The organism is Streptomyces sp. NPDC048643, from assembly GCF_040650615.1.
Taxonomy (GTDB): Bacteria; Actinomycetota; Actinomycetes; order Streptomycetales; family Streptomycetaceae; genus Streptomyces.
Genome location: NZ_JBEZHO010000023.1, coordinates 1 through 17,897, shown reverse-complemented (window position 1 = coordinate 17,897; position 17,897 = coordinate 1). Strand labels below are relative to the sequence as shown.

The 17,897-nt window shown below is 62.0% G+C and carries 22 protein-coding genes, 1 tRNA gene and 1 pseudogene; all 24 read right to left on the bottom strand.

Going from position 1 to position 17,897, the window contains the following annotated elements; translation table 11 throughout:
• Positions 1-140 precede the first annotated feature (140 nt).
• Complete coding sequence (locus AB0C62_RS22740) at positions 141-368, bottom strand: hypothetical protein (RefSeq protein WP_362975801.1); 228 nt, start codon at positions 366-368, stop codon at positions 141-143.
• Positions 365-1,102, bottom strand: coding sequence for an FAD-dependent thymidylate synthase (thyX, locus tag AB0C62_RS22735; RefSeq protein ID WP_362975799.1), 738 nt, complete (start codon positions 1,100-1,102; stop codon positions 365-367). Before thyX ends, AB0C62_RS22740 begins: the two co-directional genes overlap by 4 nt.
• Positions 1,103-1,126: 24 nt before the next feature.
• Entirely contained in the window at positions 1,127-1,315 is a 189-nt protein-coding gene (locus AB0C62_RS22730; protein ID WP_362975797.1) for a hypothetical protein, read from the bottom strand.
• Positions 1,305-1,595, bottom strand: coding sequence for a hypothetical protein (locus AB0C62_RS22725; protein WP_362975795.1), 291 nt, complete (start codon positions 1,593-1,595; stop codon positions 1,305-1,307). Before AB0C62_RS22725 ends, AB0C62_RS22730 begins: the two co-directional genes overlap by 11 nt.
• Before the next feature lie 13 nt (positions 1,596-1,608).
• On the bottom strand, positions 1,609-1,926 hold the full coding sequence (locus tag AB0C62_RS22720; RefSeq protein WP_362975793.1) for a hypothetical protein: 318 nt from the start codon (positions 1,924-1,926) through the stop codon (positions 1,609-1,611).
• A 123-nt stretch (positions 1,927-2,049) separates the two neighbouring features.
• Positions 2,050-2,136 (bottom strand) — tRNA-OTHER (locus tag AB0C62_RS22715).
• A gap of 24 nt (positions 2,137-2,160) precedes the next feature.
• Positions 2,161-2,370 carry a hypothetical protein gene (locus AB0C62_RS22710; RefSeq protein WP_362975791.1) on the bottom strand — a complete coding sequence of 70 codons (210 nt, stop codon included), beginning with the start codon at positions 2,368-2,370 and terminating at the stop codon, positions 2,161-2,163.
• Between the two features lie 98 nt (positions 2,371-2,468).
• On the bottom strand, positions 2,469-3,656 hold the full coding sequence (locus tag AB0C62_RS22705) for a sigma-70 family RNA polymerase sigma factor (RefSeq protein WP_362975789.1): 1,188 nt from the start codon (positions 3,654-3,656) through the stop codon (positions 2,469-2,471).
• Between the two features lie 466 nt (positions 3,657-4,122).
• Positions 4,123-5,997 (bottom strand): DNA polymerase, encoded by a 1,875-nt coding sequence (locus tag AB0C62_RS22700; RefSeq protein WP_362975787.1) that lies wholly within the window; start codon positions 5,995-5,997, stop codon positions 4,123-4,125.
• Positions 5,998-6,227: 230 nt separating this feature from the next.
• The gene (locus AB0C62_RS22695; RefSeq protein ID WP_362975785.1) at positions 6,228-6,713 is read right to left on the bottom strand and encodes a DNA (cytosine-5-)-methyltransferase; all 486 of its coding nucleotides are present in this window, start codon (positions 6,711-6,713) and stop codon (positions 6,228-6,230) included.
• 70 nt (positions 6,714-6,783) lie between these two features.
• Complete coding sequence (gene dcm, locus AB0C62_RS22690; RefSeq protein WP_362975783.1) at positions 6,784-7,284, bottom strand: DNA (cytosine-5-)-methyltransferase; 501 nt, start codon at positions 7,282-7,284, stop codon at positions 6,784-6,786.
• Between the two features lie 103 nt (positions 7,285-7,387).
• Entirely contained in the window at positions 7,388-9,832 is a 2,445-nt protein-coding gene (locus AB0C62_RS22685) for a phage/plasmid primase, P4 family (protein WP_362975781.1), read from the bottom strand.
• Positions 9,820-10,242 carry an HNH endonuclease gene (locus tag AB0C62_RS22680; RefSeq protein ID WP_362975779.1) on the bottom strand — a complete coding sequence of 141 codons (423 nt, stop codon included), beginning with the start codon at positions 10,240-10,242 and terminating at the stop codon, positions 9,820-9,822. The genes AB0C62_RS22685 and AB0C62_RS22680 overlap by 13 nt, the downstream gene beginning before the upstream one ends.
• Positions 10,243-10,517: 275 nt before the next feature.
• Positions 10,518-10,796 (bottom strand): hypothetical protein, encoded by a 279-nt coding sequence (locus tag AB0C62_RS22675; protein WP_362975777.1) that lies wholly within the window; start codon positions 10,794-10,796, stop codon positions 10,518-10,520.
• A gap of 165 nt (positions 10,797-10,961) precedes the next feature.
• The gene (locus AB0C62_RS22670) at positions 10,962-11,690 is read right to left on the bottom strand and encodes a hypothetical protein (protein WP_362975775.1); all 729 of its coding nucleotides are present in this window, start codon (positions 11,688-11,690) and stop codon (positions 10,962-10,964) included.
• Between the two features lie 178 nt (positions 11,691-11,868).
• Positions 11,869-12,075, bottom strand: coding sequence for a hypothetical protein (locus AB0C62_RS22665; RefSeq protein ID WP_362975773.1), 207 nt, complete (start codon positions 12,073-12,075; stop codon positions 11,869-11,871).
• Positions 12,076-12,191: 116 nt separating this feature from the next.
• On the bottom strand, positions 12,192-12,347 hold the full coding sequence (locus AB0C62_RS22660; RefSeq protein ID WP_362975771.1) for a hypothetical protein: 156 nt from the start codon (positions 12,345-12,347) through the stop codon (positions 12,192-12,194).
• Positions 12,344-13,210 carry a hypothetical protein gene (locus AB0C62_RS22655; protein ID WP_362975769.1) on the bottom strand — a complete coding sequence of 289 codons (867 nt, stop codon included), beginning with the start codon at positions 13,208-13,210 and terminating at the stop codon, positions 12,344-12,346. The genes AB0C62_RS22660 and AB0C62_RS22655 overlap by 4 nt, the downstream gene beginning before the upstream one ends.
• 233 nt (positions 13,211-13,443) lie before the next feature.
• Positions 13,444-15,027 (bottom strand): hypothetical protein, encoded by a 1,584-nt coding sequence (locus tag AB0C62_RS22650; protein ID WP_362975767.1) that lies wholly within the window; start codon positions 15,025-15,027, stop codon positions 13,444-13,446.
• Positions 15,028-15,132: 105 nt separating this feature from the next.
• Positions 15,133-15,306: a hypothetical protein gene (locus tag AB0C62_RS22645; RefSeq protein WP_362975765.1), complete on the bottom strand. Its 174-nt coding sequence runs from the start codon at positions 15,304-15,306 to the stop codon at positions 15,133-15,135.
• A 120-nt stretch (positions 15,307-15,426) separates the two neighbouring features.
• Positions 15,427-15,951 (bottom strand): hypothetical protein, encoded by a 525-nt coding sequence (locus tag AB0C62_RS22640; RefSeq protein WP_362975763.1) that lies wholly within the window; start codon positions 15,949-15,951, stop codon positions 15,427-15,429.
• A 109-nt stretch (positions 15,952-16,060) separates the two neighbouring features.
• A complete protein-coding gene (locus AB0C62_RS22635; protein WP_362975761.1) occupies positions 16,061-16,240 on the bottom strand; it encodes a hypothetical protein in 180 nt (59 codons plus the stop codon).
• Between the two features lie 13 nt (positions 16,241-16,253).
• On the bottom strand, positions 16,254-17,030 hold the full coding sequence (locus AB0C62_RS22630) for a peptidoglycan-binding protein (protein WP_362975759.1): 777 nt from the start codon (positions 17,028-17,030) through the stop codon (positions 16,254-16,256).
• A 20-nt stretch (positions 17,031-17,050) separates the two neighbouring features.
• Positions 17,051-17,897: pseudogene (locus AB0C62_RS22625) on the bottom strand (hypothetical protein); the annotation flags it as partial.

Genomic DNA, 17,897 nt, shown 5'->3' with positions numbered 1-17,897 from the left:
TGGAGCCGGACGCGGAGCCGGAACCGAATACCCGACCGTCGTGAAGGTCGAACACTCCGTGTTGTCGTCGCCGTCGGAACACCCGGTCAGCACAGCGGCAGCAAGGGCAGCGGTAGCGGCAAGTGCGGCAGTGGACTTGTTCATTCGGAAGTCTCCTCAACGTCGATGTACGCAACCCGCACGCGCCATGCCTCAGTTATCAGTGTGTTGAGCGCGCTGAGCGCTTCGGTCTTCTTCGGCCCGTAGCCCCAGCCACCGTTTAGTTCGCCGTGCCGTTCACGGTCGTTCCATTCCTCACGCATGTCGTCCAGCACATCGACGGCAGCGGGGCTCAAGCTCAGGAACGGGTTCGGCTTCGCGTCGCTCACTGGTCATCACTCCCGTAAGGCTTGGCCGGCACATCCTGAACGGAGTTGGGCGCGACCTTCCGAAGCTCACCCAGGACAAGCCCAGCGAACTCACGGATCTCAGCGTCAGCGGCCACGTGCCAACGCTTGCCCAGCACGTCACGCCATGCCCGAAGGTTGCCGGTAACCACCATGTCTACGGGTGCGGCATTCGGCAGCACAGAACGGGCCGCTTCGCGGGCAGCTTTGCGGCTCAGCCCCTGAGCGGTCAGCGTGTGGACTAGTGCGCCGTAATCGTGAACGGCAAGCTTGTACGCCGTCCGCAGTAGCTCCGTTGCCCCCTCATGGCCTTCGATGGCAGGAGGAATGACCGGCTTCGTGTCGTCGTATCGGACGTACCGCTGACTCACCACGCTGAAACTCAGGTGTCGGTGCCGTGTCAGCTCCGTCAGCAGTGCGCGGGACACGTCACGGACAAGGAACGTCACGGACGAGTGTTCCAGCACGCTGTAATGACCCTGGGTAATGATGTTGTTCAAGTAGTCGGCGTTCGCTGCGGTCTTCGGGTTCGGCCGGCTGAAGCTCTTGAAACAGATTCGCCCAGCGGCTTCGGCAAGCGCGTCCGCCTCAGTCGTGTTCTGACCCCAGGGAATCGCGTCATAGTCGTACGCGTCGAACAGGGCAAGGTCGCTAAGCGAAGTGCTTGCGATCACGTCAACGTTCAAGGTCTCTCCCAACGGGGCGAACCCACTCACGGTGAGTAGGTTCGCCCCACGTCGTCATTCGGTCGCGTCTCCGGCTAGCCACTGGGCAAGCTGAAACACGTCGTACGGGTCAACGCCGTCCGGCCATGCCGCTTCCGGACCGATCAAGTTGCGTGCGATCTTCCACGCGTCCACACGCTCAGCGGTCCGTTCGGCACGGCGCTGGGATGCTGTGACGCGCGGAGCCTTGATCTCAGAAGGCACGGCGGGAAGGGTGAAGCGCGCTTCGAATCTCCGTCTGTCGACGCGCCTCAGCGGTACGCCAACCACTCTCAGCGCGACCTTCACGCGTAGCCGTTGCGCCCGTGTTGGCCTCTTCCACAAGCCACGCGGCAAGCTGACGCGCCTGAGCCGGAGTCATCACGGCACGCTCACCCGGGACGGCAATGCTGATCTTGCCCGGCTCCGACGACTTGATGAAGCCGACAATGCGCCCCTTCTCCGCCTGAAGTACAGCCTTCGTCTCGTTCGTAACACTCAGCATGTCGGTTCTCTCCTTATGCGAACAGTGCAATTTGTTGGGGCTTCAACGCGAAGGGCTCAACGCTCAATTCCTTCGCTTCGTACTGATCAAAAACGGCTTGGCCGGCGCGACCCACACGACAAGCGAAGTCGGGAACGTCGTACGTGTAGACGCGGAACCCGCACTCAACAAGCAAGGGAAGGAACCCTTCAAACCAGTCACTCAGCGCTTCTCGCGAGTCGAACCCGCAGCGTTCATGCGAACTGATTCCGCGAAGGTCCGCGTCCGCGTAAGGCGAAGGGTGCGAGTAGGCGCAGTGCGCTTCGAACATGCGGCGAAGCTTGATGTTCACGCTGTCCGGCAGTGTCTCGCTACAGGCGTACGGTCCGGCGGGGAATCCTTCGTACCGGGCTGACTCATGTGCCACTCTCCACACGCGCACGGCGCGCCCCCTTCGCTGTGAGTTGGTCTTGCGTGCCCCGTACCGGATTCGAACCGGTGACTTCCCGTTGCACCCTTACGGGCCCTAGGTCCGGGCGCTCTTCCGCTGAGCTACCGGGGCTTATGGGGCCGAAGCCCCGCACTGCTAAGCGATGGTGTTTGCCCCACCGCCGAAAACCCGAACGAAGCGGCACGCGTCCAGCACGGTCAGTCGCTTGATGAGCGGGACGGCTTCGGCGTGCGAGTGAAGAACGCTGCTGATGGTTTCGCCCTTGCGATTGCGCGTCTCGAACTCAACGCCGTCGGTCATGCGGGTCGTGCGTACGCGGTAGCCGTTCTCAAGCTTGAAGAGCATTGGGTGTCTCCTGTTTCTGCGAAGCGTCGTCTTCGTGTGCGAGTAAGGGAGTCGGTAACCCGGGGCGGAACCGGTCAGCTCCGCCCCAGGACAGTCGGTTACTTGCGACCCTTGTTGGTGAGCTGTGCGGCGGCAGCGGCTTCAAGGACGGCGGCAAGAGCGGGCTTGCTCACAGCCACAGCGGCCACGTAGCGCTTCGCGAACGCCTTCCGACCCTTAGCGCGGTGAGCCTTCGCGTTGACGTACGTCATGCCCAGGGCTTCGCACAGCCCTTCCATATCGCACCCGTCGCCCCATCCGAACTCCATGACGTCACCGATACCGAACGAGTGGCGAAGGACGTCACGCTGTGCGGCACCCATGGAGTCAAGAACGCCGTTCACACGGTCATGCTTCTCACGCGAGTCGGCCATACGGTCGTCTCGGACGTCACGAAGGTCAGCGGCAAGTTCGCCGTCCGTCGCAGTGGAGGCAGCGGCGCTGAAGACTGCCATTGCGTCCAGCACGTAGCGGCGCGTTTCCGGGTCACGGGGGAGCGTGATGACGTCCTCAAGCGCGTCAACGGTGTCCGGCGTGGCGTAGCCGGCGAGTCCCACGGTGAGCGCGTGTGCAAGGAACTTCCGCGCCTTGTGGTCAGTGGGAACGGGCACGTACCGCTCAAGCACCATGGCGGCTTCGATCACAGCGCCCCGACCAACCTTCGGGCGAATCTCTCCGTCCGGCTCTTCGTCGTGATAGGCAAGCGTGTCGGCAATCGTGCCGCTCGCTTCGGTGTGCTCACGCGCCCCGGTGACCTTGTCCAGCGAAAGAGCACCCTGCCAGGCAAGACGTGCGGCGTGTGCACGCTCCGGGCTCATCCGACGACCAGCGGGCGGCTCCGTCTGGCACATCTTCTCTGCTTTGTGAAGGTTGCCTTCCGCCGCTTCGATCATTGCCGCGAAGGTCTTTACAGCGTTCTCGTCCGCGCCTGCCCCACCGTTGCGCTCACTGCGGACCGCATCCTTCATGGCGTTCTCAACGGTCGTGTACACGTAGCGTTCGAACGCGTCAACGGTCGTGTCGGTGAAGCGGCTCAGCGCGTCGAACACAGCCACTCGTCCGACCTGGGCAAACTCGTCCTGATAGTCAGCAAGCCGTGCCCCACCGTGCGGAGCCATGCGGCGCGCTGCCCGGTCCGCGTGAGTCTTGATGCGTCCCGCCATGGCTTCAACGATGGTTGCGGCGGCAGTGACGGCGGCAAGCTTGTCTTCGGACTGAGCGGCCTTGATGGTGTCGAAGGACAGCACTGGGTGACTCCCTAAGTCGGTTTGAATCCGCTGAAGGGAGTCGGTGACCTAGGGAGCGACGGAGCGCGTCACAGCCAATTCACGGCAAGGCTCACCCCACGTTTGGGCAGGTGAGGGCAACCGATACGGTCACCGACTCTTGCCGACGGGGGCTGATCACTTCCGGTCCGTCGAACAGTTCGAACATAACCCGAAGGCACTCACGTGAGTACCTTTGATTTCGTTCGGAACACCCGCAGAGACCCGACGGGCCGGCTCAGGGTTGTTGAAGATTCGAAGGCGTGATGCGGCCTCATCCTTTGGATGTACGGAAGCGGCATATGCCAGAAGCCCCGTTACCTTTGAGTTACAGGCAACGGGGCTTCGGTAGGTTTCGAAGGTACTCACCGTGAGTACCTTCGAACTGTTATCCGCGCGTGATCTTGAGTGGACGTCAGAACTCCGCTACGTGTTGGAGCGATTCCGCTTAGACGTCAGCGCCGTACAGCGACCCCCATGAGCGCCCACCTAGGTCCGCATCAGCGACGACCGGCACGCCGTACAAGTCCATGGTCATGCAACGCTCAAACTCACGCGCAATGTCCTTCGCGTCCGACTTCGGCGCACTGAAGACGATTTCGTCATGAATCGGCAACTTCATCAGGTCGAGAAGCCCAGCGTCACGCATGTTCAGCATGGCTTGCCCCAGCACGTCACGGGCGGCGCTTTGGCACTGATAGTTCACAACGGCGTAAGTCCGGTCACGGTCCAGCGGAAGCCGGCGACCAGTCACCGACACAGTCACAAGCCCCGTGTTGCGCGCTTCCCGCTGCCAACGCGACGACGCACGCTTGATCTCAGGGAACACCCGGTCGTACTCCGTCACAGCGCGGGAGATCTCAGATTCAGGCGCTCCGGTTTGCCGCGCAATCGTCGCCACGCCACCGCCGTACACCTTGCCGAACCCAGCGCCCTTGAAGACCTTCCGATCACGCTTCGTGGCGTTCGGACCCTTGATGAGCCGCGCCGTGTACATGTGAATGTCGAACCCGTCCGGGTAAATCTCCGGGTCCGGGTGCGGGTCGCTGAACCCTGCCTTCATGCGCTTCACGTCGGCAAGCGCCGCCAACACGCGCATTTCAATCGCCTGAAAGTCGACGGACCCAACGATGTGATCGGGTGCGTCGGACAGCACAGCGCGGCGAATCATCCAATCGGACGAAGGCAGCGTCTGCGCCGCGAAGTCTCCCGAAATGGACATGCGACCCGTGCGCGCCTGAAGGGTGTTTATCGTCGCGTGGATGCGCCCGTGCGGGTCAACGTTCGCCGCGAACCGGTCGGCGTAGGTCGTGACCCATTTGCCGGCGCGCTTGCTCCGTAGCACCGCCTCAGCCAACGGGTTAGGCGCACGTGCCCCGACTCGCTGCCAATCGCGATCAAGGTCCGCCAACGGCAGCAAGACGGCTTTGTCTACCTTCAGCGCTCCGCCGTCGGTCTTCTGAGTCAGCGTCTCGCCCATGGCAAGCAAGGCTTCGGACACCTGAGCGCCGGAGTTGACCGCATCAACACCCCAACGCGCGGCAATCGTTAGGTACTTCTCTTCTTCGTCGCGCAACATTCGGCGCAGCGTGTCGACGTAGTCAAGGTCAAGCACAAGCCCAGCGCGTTGCATGTGAGCGCACATGTGGGCAATCTCGTGTTCATACTCCACAAGCGCCGGCCGAACTCCCAGGCGCGCATGTTCAGCGTCAAGCTTCGGGTTCAGACGCGCCGTGAGTATGACGTCAAGTCCCGCGTACAAGTTGTAAATTGGGTGCCGAAGGTCGATACCCGCCCAGCCCGTTGCCTTCGTCAGTCCCAGCGAACGGAACACAGCGGTCAAGTCGCCTTGTGTGTCCGGCGCCGTCGGGTCGACGTAGAACGCGCTGAGTGGCTTAAGGCCGGTCCCAATGCCGCCTTCCTGGGGCTGACGCGGGTCAATCAGCGTGGCCTTGATCTTCGTATCCGTCGTGCGCGGAGCCAACGACTCAAGCGACACTTCCGAATGCGCGTCCAACACAAGCCAGTCAAACGGCGCGTTGTGAATCAGGAAGCGCGGACAGTGGCGGAGTACGTAGTTCGCTGCCTCAACGAACCTGCCGCCCAACTCGTAATGGATGACCCAGGCTTCATGCGCTGTGCCGAATTGCACCGTGCGCAAGCGGTACCCGGGCGAGTACATAGCAAGCCCGGTCGTCTCCGTGTCCAACGCAAGTTCCGGCTGACTTCGCGCCCAGTCCATGAACGTGCGAAGGTCGCCGTCCGTCTCAGGCACGAACACGGTTACCGGTTCGCCGTTCACTCCGTGGCGGTAATGGATCATGCAACAAACCCCCTTCGTGACAAGTGCCACGAAGGGAGTCGGTTACTAGCGCTGACAGCACACGCCTACGGACATGCCCAACGCCGTGTAATAGGCGAGTTGACCACTACGCCGACAGAACACGCACGTTCCGTTGGTACCGTCCGGCAGGTACCTCGGTTCCCAGCCATCAAACGGGCCCATGACCAGCGTTCCGCACGCCGCGCATTCGCACCCGTCTTCGTGCTCCACTACTCGCCCCCACCGTTGCGCGCATCCAACTTCGCTTTCAGTTCCCTGAACGCATAGAACGCTTGATGCGGGACAACGCCGTTGCCGATTCGCTCAATCATTTCTTTGCGCGTGAGCCCCGGAACGCTGGTCACCCAACCCGGGTCAAGCCCCATGAGCCATTCCGCAAACTCCGGGCTGAGCTTCACGCCACCGCGCGGACCACGAACCACGGGAACCGGTGCCGCAGTGCCGCGTATGCACTCCCAGCGGTACACGGCAGGCGCGAACTCATTCCACCACTCAGCAGGGGAGTGCGGACCGTCGTCGGGCAATTCGTCGTCGGGCGTGACGTTCAGCAGGAAGCAAACTTCGTCTTCCAACGTCGGACCATGCCCGCCGGCTTTCCTCTTGTCCGGGTGCTGTGCGCTGCCGTTGCTGGCAAGGTTCGCCGTCGGAGTCTTGAAGAGGACGTCAGCACGGTCACGCGGGAAGAGGCGCGCCACAGCGGTTACAAGGTCGTCGCCCCCAGCCCCAGGCCGGTCAGCCTTCGCGAAGTCCGGTCCCCGGTCCGCGTCAGCTACCGTCGGAGTCGGAAGGAGTCGCAACGCAGAACCACCGTTCGCGCATGTGGGGCGCTCCGATGTCACTAGCTCGAATAGCTGTCCACGCAGCGTCATACCCGACTTCGTGAAGCGATGTGAGCACTGCGCCTTGTCCCCGATTTCGGATAGCTCCGACGTTCTCCAAGAACACGTATCGGGGTCGAATGATCCGTACGGCTTCGGCGATATTGAACCAAATTCCGCTGCGCTCACCCTTGATACCCTCACGCTTTCCGGCGTTGGAAATGTCCTGACACGGGAAACCCGCTGTGATCGTGTCGACTTCACCCGCGAATTCATGCCACGGGGCATAGCGCACGTCACCGATGTTCGGCGCGTCCGGGAATCGGTACGCCATGACTTCGCACGCTGCCTTGTGTACCTCAGCGACTACGGTCACTTTGTCGCCGGTCAGGTTCTCAACGGCTATGCCCAGCCCGCCGTAACCCGCGCAGAGTTCGAGAATTGGCACTGTGTCTCTCCCTTCGTTGTGCACCTAGAAGGGAGTCGGTGACCTGGGTACGCGAAGAGCCCCAACCCACTCACGGTGAGTAGGTTGGGGCTCCGTTGTGCGGTCAATCCTTGCTGAAGATTCCCGGACCAACAGCCGTAGGCGCGTCAGCAACCCGCACGCCGACAAGGCTGATGCCCTTGTTGGTCTTCTTCTTCGAAACGTTGCGCTCTTCCATGGCGCCGTAAAACGCCTTCCGTGACCAAACCTCGGTAGGCTTCAGTCCTTCGGCTTCGCACCAATCGCGATAGGCGTTGTACGCGTCAGCACCCGGCAGCGTTGCCGACTCGTCCTCAATGAGCACCCCAGGGAAGAAGCCGGCGAGTGCATCGGACGTCGCGCGATATTCACGCGTAGCGGCGCTAATCGATTCCGGGTCGTTCAGCCCGTTCGCGTACCATTCCACAGCGCCACGCACAGCCCAGGCGATAATGCCCGCTGCCTCAGCGCGAAGCTTCTTGTCAAGGTCGTAATCCCGCTCATGGGGCGCGAAGTACCGCGTGAAAGGAATCAGCTTCACGCGTCGCCACAGCCCCTCATCCTGGGAACGGAAGCGCGGCTTGTGGTTCGTCGCAAGCATGATCAGGAACGTCGGCGCGAAAGTGAAGAACTCTTGCCGAAGGAATCGCGCGGTGACCTTGTCCTTACCCGTCACACGCTTCAGGACAGCTTCCGACATGGGCTTGCCCGACTCGCCCTCAGACGCCATGACAAGGCGCGCACCACGAAGCGCAGCAAGGTCGTTCGGGATGCCCCCGCCACTGCCCTTGTCTTCGAACGTGGCGAACGGCGTTGTGGAAGTGATCCGGCCGAAGACGTCCGTCAGTGTCTCCGTGAAAACGCTCTTGCCGTTGGCACCCTTGCCCCACAGCACAGCAAAGCACTGTTCCGACGTGTTGCCCGTAATCCCGTAACCCGTCAGCCGGCGCATGTAGTCCACAAGATCCGGGTTGTTCGGGAAGATCTCAGACACGAACTGTTCCCAGCGCGGAGCCTTCGCGTCCGGGTCGTACTCTATGGGCAGCGACACAGTGAGCATGTCAGCTTTGTCGTGCGGCCGGATCTTGCCCGTACGAAGGTCAACCACACCGTTCGCGAAACTCAACAGGTGGGGCTTCGCGTCGAACTCTTCAGCGTCGACATACACACTCGGCACGCTGCGAAGCTCTTCCAACAGGTTGTTGATTTTGCTTGTGGACGTGAACCCGCGCGATTCCTTCACGTACCCGGCAAGGACAAGAGCCGCGCCCATGGCGTGAATTTCCTGCCGGACACGAGTCGCGCTCTTCACCCAGGTCACACCGTCCCAGACGAAGTACCCCAGCCCGTTCGCGTGCTTGATGCGCCCTTCCGTCCACGCAACAAGGGCGAACGCGTTCATGGCGTCAGCCTCTTCGCCGTACGTGGCGGCAAGCTCACCCAGGATGCGCGCAGCGTCGGCGCCTTGATCGCTGCTGACGACCGTTGCGCCCGTGCGGTGCGCCACTTCCGCCTTACGGTGCTCCGCCTCCACAACGGCACGATCCTTCACGGGGCGCGCGTGCTTAACGGCAGCGTGCAAGTCGGACGCGAAGTCATCCCCGACGCGTGCACGCCAATCGGTCAGATCGTCGCCAACATGCGGCAGCGTCAGCGCGTACACGTCGATTCCGTGCGCGGCAAGCCCCTCAGACAACCGCTGAGTGAAGTCGTTGCCCGCCGTGTCATTGTCGCCGGCGACCACTACCTGAAAGCCCTTCAGCCCAGCGGCCAACTCCGCAATCAATTCAGGGTTGTTGACCAGCGAAGCGCCCCGGACGGCAACGGCGTCATACCCGACAGAAACCGCTGTGAGCGCGTCTCCGGGTCCCTCAGTGATGAGGATGACTCCATATCCCGACTCGCCCCTGAAAACGCCGTACGGTGCCCACCGCTGCCCTTCCGGGTTGCTCAGGCTCAGCCACCGCCCAGGACACTTGCCGCTCAAGTCTCGCCCCTGAGCGCCACGGGTCACGCCGTCGAATCCGTCCAGCGGAACGACAAGACGCGGATACCGCGCGAAGCTTCGCGACAGAAATGCGGGCTGCACCCCAGCGGCAACGGCGGCTTCATACGCCTCAGCGGACGGGAACGGCGTAGCGTCAGCCCAACGAAGCCCCAGGCGCTCAGCCGTCTCAGGGTCGATACCGAATCGGCCTTCGGCGTACGTGCCGTCACCCAGCGGCAGCGACTCAAGCCACATGCGGAGCCGCGTAACCGGGGCACCCGTCACAAGCGCGGGCTTCTCCTTCGGCACGGTGCTGCCTTCGCCGGTAACGTCGAACAGGTCCGCCCAGGCCAACCCCACGGCTTCCTTCACGCGCTCCGTCTTGCAACCCGCACGACACGTCATGCGAACCTTGTCGTCGTCACCACGCCATATGCGCAGCGACGGACGCGAGTCGTTGTGTGCCGGACACACGGCAAGGTAACCGCCGTCCGCCTCTTCGCTGACGTCCTTGAAGCGGCCCAACAGGTCTACGAACTCCACGGAAGTTCCCTTCTCTCGTCCTTCGGAGCCACAGAAGGGAGTCGGTTACCTGGGTCCGCCGGCCCAAAGGTGAGTGCCCAGTCAGCAAGCGTCTTCGCGCCCTTGCTCAAGTTGCAGGGAGCGCACGCCGGAAGCATGTTGTGGGCAGCGTCAGCACCCCCCTTGCTCAGCGGGTGGACGTGGTCAAGGTGCTCAGCCCGCGCGTTGCAGTAGGCGCAGCGGTAGCCCCAACGACGCATAATCTCCGTGCGCGAATACTCTTCGTGCGCCACGCCGTACGCCGTCGCCCGACGCTTCTGACTCAGCGTGTGCCGCTTGTCCTTCGGCAACTTCCGGTAATAGTCCTTGATGTACGCCTTCCGCCGCTTGTCTCGGCACGGCTTGCAACCACACTTCGGCTCATGACGCACGGCGCACACCCGTGATGACTTCAGCGCCACGGGCAACCGCAATCGTCAGCGCGTCCGCGTAGCGCGCCCAGTCCTTCCGCTGTGGAGCGTCGGCGTGTACGAAGATCACGTTTGCCGTGTCTGCCGCCCGAACGTCACCTATCGCCGGAGCCCCGCCCAGCGTGATGAACAATCCCTTTCGCATTCCCAACCTACTCACCGTGAGTGCCTTTAACGCGACTAGCCCCGGTACGAAGCTCAGTGCTCCGCCCGGGGCTTAGTCGTCATCTGTCGTGTTAGCCGGCCACGCTGCTACGCAAGAGCCGTACGTGTTCCGTGCCTATCCATTCCTTGCGCAGCGTCTTGCGCTCATCCAATCCACTGCGGGATTCAACGCCCGTCGGCTGGACGAGAAGGAACGGGATGCGCTTGCCGTACGCGTAGCGAATCTCAATCGCTCGAATGATTGCGTCCGTGGCGCGCGTACCGTTCCCGCAACGCGTCGCATAGTTGACTAGGTCACCGACGTACAGCGCTTCTCCCGCGTAGTCGGTGACCGTTCCGCGCTTGCTCACTAGCGGTACTCCGGGTCAAAATCGTCAGCGGTAGGAACGCCGAAGCGAACGCGCCGCTCATGAAGAACGTGAGCGCGGTATGACGGGTGAAACTCCCAAAGGGGCTGACGAATGTACGCATCGTCAGCGCCCTTCAGGAATCGCAACACGCTTACGCGCTGTGCGTCACTCAGCATCAGCGACGTACGGCCGGCGAATGTTGATGTTGGGCTTCGTGTACGAAACAAGCTTGTTCCGCATCGGACCCTTCTTCGGCGTGTACTCCACGTACTCAAGCTCAAGATCACCCAGCGCGGTAACGCCCAGGTCCTCAAGCGCGCCTTCCGACTCGTGAAGCACCTTGAACAGCGTCCATGCCCCAGTCTGGAAACTGAACAGGCCAATCTCCGGGTCATCAGCAAGGCGGAAGGTCACCTTGATGGCAGGGTTCGGACCCTGGTAATCCTTCGCCGCCTGCTTACGCTCCGCGAAGAGCACGGGGCAACCGCACTCAGTGCCGACAAGTTCGTCATCCTTCGGATGCGAAAGGAAGTTGAAGCCGTCGCAGTGGTGGACAAGCTTGCCGTTGATCCACTGCTTCATGTCCCAATAGATACCGTCCTGTTCGATGATCACCGGGACCTTCGCAGCGTCGGTGAAGACGTCTATGAAGTTCTCGGACGCACTCTCATCATTCTCAGCGGGAGTGCCGCCGAACAGTGCGGCAAGGGCATCAGCAACGACCTTGTCACCGGTCGAAAAACGCCACTCGCCCAGCGCCACGGGAACGGGCTTCTTCGGGTTCGTCTCGTCCATATAGCCGGAGTGCAGCCGGCCAACGGTGTCATCCGAATAGGTGACCCGTTCCTTCGGCTTGTTCTCTTCGTCCTTCGCCCAAATGCTCTGCCGCGCCATAGAGGGTTTCTCCCTTTGTAGGGCGCGCGGGAAGGTTCAGTGACACTTCCCGCGCGTCCGCTGTAGCTGTCTTCTGTCTGTAAGGGAGTCGGAGACTTGGCACGGCAACGACGAAAGCCCCTCAGCGCCCGTGTAAGGCACTGAGGGGCTTCGTGTGGGTCGTCGGTCCGGCAGGGTGCTACTTGCACTTCACGCTGCCGCCCAGGATGCCCAGCAGGGAGAGAATGCCGACGGCGTACAGGCAGTCAATGAAGCCCACAGCCGGCACAGCAGCGTTGTACCCGTGCCACACGCCGACGTAAATCATGAGCCCGAACGCCGAAGCGCACAGCCCCAGGACTGACAGCACGAACGCCACGACGAACAACTTCAGGAAGTCGAACAAGGGTGTCTCTCCTTCAAGCGATTCGGTTGCGTGTGCCAGTAAGGGAGTCGGAGACTAGCCCCCGCAGCTACCGCACAGCCCCGAACGCTGGGGGTTGCAAAGACAGTTGGGACCGCTCATTCGTCCGTCTCCTCACCGATCAGGAAGCGGGCAAGCCGCTCAGTTGCATCAATCCGCTGGGGCAGTGTCACGCCGTCCGCGTAGCCACGCGCGTTCGTCGACAGCTTCGCCACGTGGTCCGCTGCCTTGTTCAGCGCCTCTTCGCGCGTCACTTGCTTGCCCGTCGCTGGGTACCGGTCACGAGACGCTTACGCACCTTCCGTGCAATGGGCTTCCCGATTACCTTCCGGCTCAGCTCACGATCCCAATCGAACGTGGCACGAAGGTGCAGGAACTCAGCGAACACTTCGTCACTCGTGTCAACCGGCTTGAAAGCCCAGTCTTCGTCAGTGATGTGGAGCACCGCCGCGCCGTCGAACTCAGGCAGGGGCTCACGGTTGCCGTCCGGGTCAATGACGTAGTCGGCACGCTCATACGCGGCAAGCTGAAGCGCAACGTCCGGGTACGTGTTCTTGCCCGTCTTCCAATCGCCCAAGATCAGGTGACGGGTGCCGGACCGGTCCGGGGTCGGGTCGCCGTTCTCGTCCAACCACACGTACAGCCAAATGTCGAATGAGCCGGCGTACCCATAGGTGTCCGACCAAACCACGTCTTCGGCACGTACGAACTCCGGGTTCACCGCTGCCATGAACTCACGGAAGTGCGTCACGTACGGCTCAAGATCCGACCGAACCCGCCCCACGTACTCACCGCGAATCAGGCGCTCAAACAGGTCGTGAGCTTCGCTGCCAATGTCGGCACGAACCTTCGTGTACCGGCGGGCAGCGCCCTTCAGGTAATCAACCACGCTGTCTCGTCCGCCACGCGTCAGCATGTCAGCGATGAAGTCAAGTGAGTCAGCGGCAAGTTCCGCCGTCAGCTTTGCTTGCCACGGGGCTAGAAAGTTCTGCTTAGGGATCATGCCCAGGATGCTGGTCACGCCCGGATGGATCAGTTCCCTGTTCTCAGGGTGGATGTAAAAGCGGCTTCCGCCGCGAAAGATAGTGCGCACCTTCGGCAAGGTGACCCCCTTCATTGGTGTCACCCGTACTGAAGGGAGTCGGTCACTGCGCAGCAGGGCAAGTGATGCTGTGACGCAGTGCCTTCAAATTTGGATTGCTCTCTATATGTGTTGGTGTGAATTCAGATTTTAAGACACAGCGTCACTCCGTCACTAAGCCCAGGTCGGAGCCCTTCGCGCTGTGCTTGAACGTGACGAAGCCCCGCCAGTCATGGTGACCAACGGGGCTCCGGGTGGTGCGCTAGCGCTTACGCTTCGTCGGTGTCCGCCGGCACAAGGGCGCTCAGATCAAGATCGAAGTCTTCGGCCATGAGGCGAATGCGCTTGTACAGCTCCGCCTTGACCTTCCGCTTGTCGTTGCCCTTCAGCTTCTTCGCGCGCTTGCCCGCCGTCTCAATGGCCTTCCACGCACGCTCAAGCGCTTCCGACGTCTTGTCGGCGTCGCTCTTCTCCGTCTCCGTCTCGCCCAGCTTCTCAAGCGCGTCAGCGGGAAGGTCAGCCTTCAAGTCGCTGATCTTGCCTTCAAGCTCTTCGGCCTTGTCCTTGTCCTCGGCTTCCTTCGCCGTCTCAAGTTCCTTCGTCGCGCTCACGATCGCGTCAACGCGACGGTTAATGCGCATCTGCTCAGTGCGACCACGAAGCGGGAGTTCAACACCCTTGTCCGCGTACAGCTTCCGGATAGCGGCTTCCGGGGTCAGCTCTTCGTCAGCCTGTACGGCGGCAGCGGCAGCGGGGAAGATCTCCCGGAGAAGCGCAATGTCATCCCGGGTGTAGCCGCGAAGCCAGGCAACAAGGACGTCACTCGCCTTGTTCTGGGTCGCCTTGATGAGCGAAGCGTGAGCGGCACGGCGGTCAACGTCGTCTTCGGAGACACCCTTAAGAGCGTCGTCGTACACCTTGCTCGCAGCGTTGCGGGTCGCCTTCATGCGCCACGGGAGATCCGGCAGACCAGTCTCAGGGTCAACCATGTTCTGACGGATAGTCAGAAGAACGTTCGCCACCACTTCGCCGGCGGAAGTCAGCTTCATCCCGGCTTCGGTGCCTTCGCGCATTTTCTCGACGCCCGTTGCGATGAGTTCGGGCACGTGCGCCCACTTCATCGGGTCGTCGCTGATAGTGGCTACCTCAGCGGCAGGCGCGGGGGCAGGTGCGGCGGCAGGCTCCGGCTTCGTGATCGCTGCCTTGTACGCCTTGTCCCGTGCGCTCCGCAGTGCCGTGCGCTTGTTGGTGGGAAGCTGAAGGATCTTCGTTTCGGCTTCCGACTTCAGCTCAGCGGCAAGCGTGGCCGCGCCTTCGTCACCCGGCGTGATCTCATTGATTTGGTCAATGGTCGCGTGAACGTCACTGATCAGCGCGTCAACATCAACGTCAGCCGGCGCAGCTTCGGTCTTCTTCTTCGGGGGCATGGCTTCCTTCTCTCCGTCGGTACGCGGGTAGCTGTAGCTTTCACCCGTGTCGCGATTGCTGATCGTGATCGTCACGGACGAGTCGCGACGCGCGGCAGTGTCAACCATTTCGTCCGCCGCTCGCTCCGCATCTTCCGCAGAGTAGTGCGCATTGTTGCTGGGCTTGGCCTGGGTGGCGTATTGGAACGTCAGACGCCACGGAAGGCGCGCACCACTCTTCGGCATGTCTTCCTTCTCTCCGTTGGTGAACGTCAGGGCAGTCTTCGCGCACTGGGTGCAATTGATATACGGGTAGTGCGACAGCTTGACAGTCGTGATCGGCTTCTTACACAGCGTCGTCGTGTCGCTGTCCTGGGCGGCGTGAACGACCTTGCCCGCGCCCAGGTAGAACGTCCGGTATCCCTTAGGTGCACGCACGGCCGCCATGGTCCCGCCCCTTCGTTGCATTGCTGACATTAGCTGAGTGATCTTGGAGTGTCCAACGTACTCACGGTGAGTGGGACCGGAGTTCGTGACTCCGGTCCCGGGTGGCTAGTCGTCCAGCGTCTCAACCTGTTCGTACGCCCCGTAAATCAGCGTGTCGTCGGCGTTCCCGATCATCGTGGTAAATGCGATCATGTCCGTGGCCACCGTGCGCACGTCCATGATTCCCGCTTCGGTCACAAGCCGATCCGTGTACGTGACGTCCTTCGCGCGCTTGAACATTTCCCCGCCCTTCGTTGGTGTGCTTCCAAGATACTCACGTGAGTACGTACGCACAACCCCAGGACACAAAAAAGCCCCGCACCAACCAACCGCGAAGGTCAGTCAGTGCGGGGCTAGTTGCTAGCTCCGGGGGAGAAGGAGACTGTCAACGATCCCGTTCAGATCGTTCAGCGTCCCAGTGTTGGCAACCGTCATGTCCGTTGCCCAGTCGGCTAGTTCAGTCTCGCTCTTGTGCCTGCCCGCTGCGCCGGCCAACACCACGTTGGGACGAGTCACCCGGACAAGGGCGAAGCCACGGTTCAGAAGCCAACGCGCTTCGTTCGCGTACCGAACGTCAGTCACGACGACCGGCAGGCTCAGGCGATTCGCAGCGTCGATAGACGGACGTGCGGCACGAACCCAAAAGTCCGGGTCAATGTCACGAACGGTCTGCCCGTACTGCTGAAGGAAGCGGCGAACTTCCGGGTACTTCTTTGCGCCTTCCCACCCGTGCTCACGCACAACGTCCGACAGTCGAATTTGCCGGTACGCGGTAGGTCCCGCCCACACCTCAACGTATGGGTCAACCTTCAGCGCCGCTTCCTTCAACCGGTCCGCGAACGCCACCCGCTGATAACCATGACGCTCCGACAGGCGCGCCGCCACGGAGTCCTTCCCCGCCCGCGCACGCCCGATGAGCCCCACGTGTCGATATCGGATCACTGCCCGAACTCCCTTCGCTGAGTGTGTCACCACCCAGGAAGGGAGTCGGTCACTAAGCCCCTAGGACAGCGTGAACCGTGGCCAGAACGGCAGCGCCCGGGAAGTCAGGCTTCACAGCCGAGACAACGCCGACCACGCCGACAACAACCGCGCTCACGACCTTCGGATGAGCCTTCGCCCAGGACAGCACTATGCCCAGCTTGAAGCGCTCAGTCTTGCTGTGGTCGCCCATGGCGTACCCCTTCTTAGACGTTCGGGACCTTCAGCTTGTCCCACGTGGTCTTGCCGGGCGGCCACTCAGCGGACGCACCCGTGAACCCGCACTTCCGCTGCCACGTCTCATAGGAAGCAATGTCGCCGGAGCCGATCGTGTCCGGGTCAGTGCTGGACTTGTACTTGTTGCAGCCAACGGCAATGAGCCGCTTACGCATGGCAAGGACAATGGGCGACTTCCGCCCAGTCTTGAACCACGAAGCACCCGGGAACGGCTCATACGAAGGCTTCGCCGGCGCGGCAGGCTTGACACCCGCTATCGCCTTCGCGCGCTTCACAATCTCCGGAAGCTGAGCAACGATCTTCGGACCGGGGCACGAAGGGTGATTGCCCCACGAAGCGCCGCCCATGCCGTGATACCCCAGCCCCTTGCCGCTGACGCCCGAAGCCACCTGAAGCGGGACACCGTACGTCTTGTGCGCCCAGGCAAGGACTTCGGCATTGCGGTCAAGCTGCGCGTCAGTCAGCGTGTCACCGCCCTTGCCCTCATTCTCGACGCTGAGCCACGTGCGGTTGCCGTCAGCCTGGGCCCATGCGCGGTCAGCAGTGTCAACCCACTGATAAAGCGCCCCAGCCTTGCCCGTGCCGAAGTGGGACGAAGCCTGAGCCGCACTGTTGCGGAACCAAGAATCGGTACCGGCAAGCGTTCCGGCCATGATGTGCACGACAACGCCGTGTACAGAATCCTGCCCGCCCTTCGTGTAGTTGACGGGAATCGGTCGCCACGTGGCGCCGGCGAACTTAGCCATTCTGTTGCCTCTTTCGTTGATTAGCCGACTCGCTGAATTGCAAGTCCGCTTCCCTTCTTAAGAACCGTGGCGCTAGCGTCCGAAACAGCCTGGGCCCATGTGACCGAAAGGTTTCCGGCGGTGCTGGACGTCACGAGAACGCCCGTCATGGTCGAACCCTTCGAAGTCTGAAACGTCGACTTCGTGGTGAGCGTGGCATTGCCGCCGCTGTCGTTGTCCGTCCAAGCCATCGTTGCGCCACTAGGTCCCGTGAACGAACAGGCGAACCCACCCGCACCGTTCGTCCAAATCAGGTTGGCAGTCACGAGATACCGCGCGTTCGCCACTACCGGAAGGACTAGGTCACCATCTGTGGTTAGCGTCGCGTCTGCCGTAATGGACTGATCAGCGGCAGTCACAGCCGACGCGACGGAAAGCTGAGCCACGGGAACCTTCGTGTCCGTGCCCAGGCTTGCAACTCCGCTCGCTGCGCCCCGTGTTGACGTGGCAAGAGCACTGACGTCCGCAGCGGTAAGGGATACCGCACCCGTCTTGGAGTTCACCGAAGACACAGCGTCAGCGGTCAGCGTGACCGTTGTGTTGTCACCCTGCCGGACCTTCAGAAGACCGCCTTCAACGAACACAACGGCGCCGGTCGGGGCAGCGTTCGGAACGGTCGTCGCGTTCGGGAAGGCGAGAATTCCGCCGCTGCCACCCGCGAACCCAACGGACGTCGAACCCATGCGAAGGTTCGGAATCGTACTTGTGCCACCCGCAGTGAACCCGCCCGTCATCACGCCACCCGCAACCGGGAACGCACCAACGTCAGCGGCAGTCAGCGTTACAGCAGCGTCAGACTTGCCATTCACGGACTGCACAATGCCCGGT

Bases quoted from the DNA above. Each gene is read 5' to 3' on its own strand.
- AB0C62_RS22725 (WP_362975795.1), bottom strand. From the start codon at position 1,595: ATGCTGAGTGTTACGAACGAGACGAAGGCTGTACTTCAGGCGGAGAAG.
- AB0C62_RS22710 (WP_362975791.1), bottom strand. From the start codon at position 2,370: ATGCTCTTCAAGCTTGAGAACGGCTACCGCGTACGCACGACCCGCATG.
- AB0C62_RS22700 (WP_362975787.1), bottom strand. From the start codon at position 5,997: ATGATCCATTACCGCCACGGAGTGAACGGCGAACCGGTAACCGTGTTC.
- AB0C62_RS22670 (WP_362975775.1), bottom strand. From the start codon at position 11,690: ATGGCGCGGCAGAGCATTTGGGCGAAGGACGAAGAGAACAAGCCGAAG.
- AB0C62_RS22655 (WP_362975769.1), bottom strand. From the start codon at position 13,210: ATGAAGGGGGTCACCTTGCCGAAGGTGCGCACTATCTTTCGCGGCGGA.
- AB0C62_RS22650 (WP_362975767.1), bottom strand. From the start codon at position 15,027: ATGGCGGCCGTGCGTGCACCTAAGGGATACCGGACGTTCTACCTGGGC.
- AB0C62_RS22645 (WP_362975765.1), bottom strand. From the start codon at position 15,306: ATGTTCAAGCGCGCGAAGGACGTCACGTACACGGATCGGCTTGTGACC.
- AB0C62_RS22635 (WP_362975761.1), bottom strand. From the start codon at position 16,240: ATGGGCGACCACAGCAAGACTGAGCGCTTCAAGCTGGGCATAGTGCTG.
- AB0C62_RS22630 (WP_362975759.1), bottom strand. From the start codon at position 17,030: ATGGCTAAGTTCGCCGGCGCCACGTGGCGACCGATTCCCGTCAACTAC.